Source organism: Marinobacter sp. MBR-99 (assembly GCF_040547575.1).
Lineage (GTDB): Bacteria > Pseudomonadota > Gammaproteobacteria > Pseudomonadales > Oleiphilaceae > Marinobacter.
Map to the genome: position 1 here is coordinate 1 of NZ_JBEPPY010000051.1, position 1683 is coordinate 1683.

General features: G+C 54.6%; 1 rRNA gene. It reads right to left on the reverse strand.

Annotation, left to right across the window (positions count from 1 at the left end):
- Positions 1-1683: ribosomal RNA gene (locus tag ABIE59_RS19905) — 23S ribosomal RNA — on the reverse strand; the annotation flags it as partial.

Below are 1683 nucleotides of genomic sequence, written 5' to 3' on the forward strand. Positions count from 1 at the left end.
TGCTAACCCCATCAATTAACCTTCCGGCACCGGGCAGGCGTCACACCCTATACGTCCACTTACGTGTTTGCAGAGTGCTGTGTTTTTAATAAACAGTCGCAGGGGCCTGGTATCTTCGACCGGCTTCCGCTCCACCCGCAGGGGCTTCACGTACACACCGGCGTGCCTTCTCCCGAAGTTACGGCACCATTTTGCCTAGTTCCTTTACCCGAGTTCTCTCAAGCGCCTTGGTATTCTCTACCTGACCACCTGTGTCGGTTTGGGGTACGGTCTCGAATAGCCTGAAGCTTAGAAGATTTTCCTGGAAGCAGGGCATCAATGACTTCGCGCCCTTGGGCACTCGTCGTCGCGTCTCAGGATTGTGGACCCGGATTTGCCTAAGTCCACTCCCTACTCGCTTAAACCGGGACAACCGTCGCCCGGCTCACCTAGCCTTCTCCGTCTCTCCATCGCAGCTATCCAAGGTACGGGAATATTAACCCGTTTCCCATCGACTACACCTTTCGGTCTCGCCTTAGGGGCCGACTCACCCTGCGCCGATTAGCGTTGCGCAGGAACCCTTGGTCTTCCGGCGTGCGGGTTTTTCACCCGCATTGTCGTTACTCATGTCAGCATTCGCACTTCTGATACCTCCAGCATGCTTCTCAACACACCTTCGCAGGCTTACAGAACGCTCCCCTACCCCGCATACAAAGTATGCAGCCGCAGCTTCGGTGACCAGTTTGAGCCCCGTTACATCTTCCGCGCAGGCCGACTCGACTAGTGAGCTATTACGCTTTCTTTAAAGGATGGCTGCTTCTAAGCCAACCTCCTAGCTGTCTGAGCCTTCCCACATCGTTTCCCACTTAACTGGTACTTTGGGACCTTAGCTGGCGGTCTGGGTTGTTTCCCTCTTCACGACGGACGTTAGCACCCGCCGTGTGTCTCCCGGATAGTACTCACAGGTATTCGGAGTTTGCATCGGGTTGGTAAGTCGAGATGACCCCCTAGCCGAAACAGTGCTCTACCCCCTGTGGTATTCGTCCGAGGCGCTACCTAAATAGCTTTCGGGGAGAACCAGCTATCTCCGGGCTTGATTAGCCTTTCACTCCGATCCACAAGTCATCCCCTGGCTTTTCAACGACAGTGGGTTCGGTCCTCCAGTGCCTGTTACGGCACCTTCAACCTGCTCATGGATAGATCGCCCGGTTTCGGGTCTATGCCCAGCGACTAATTCGCCCTATTCAGACTCGGTTTCCCTACGGCTCCCCTAAACGGTTAACCTCGCCACTGAACATAAGTCGCTGACCCATTATACAAAAGGTACGCCGTCACAGAACAAGTCTGCTCCGACTGCTTGTACGCATACGGTTTCAGGGTCTATTTCACTCCCCTCACAGGGGTTCTTTTCGCCTTTCCCTCACGGTACTGGTTCACTATCGGTCAGTCAGGAGTATTTAGCCTTGGAGGATGGTCCCCCCATGTTCAGTCAACGTTTCTCGTGCGCCGACCTACTCGATTTCACTGGACTCAGGTTTCGGATACGGGGCTATCACCCACTATGGCGGCACTTTCCAGAGCCTTCTCCTACCAGTTGTCCAGCTTAAGGGCTGGTCCCCGTTCGCTCGCCGCTACTTAGGGAATCTCGGTTGATTTCTTTTCCTCGGGGTACTTAGATGTTTCAGTTCCCCCGGTTCGCCTCTT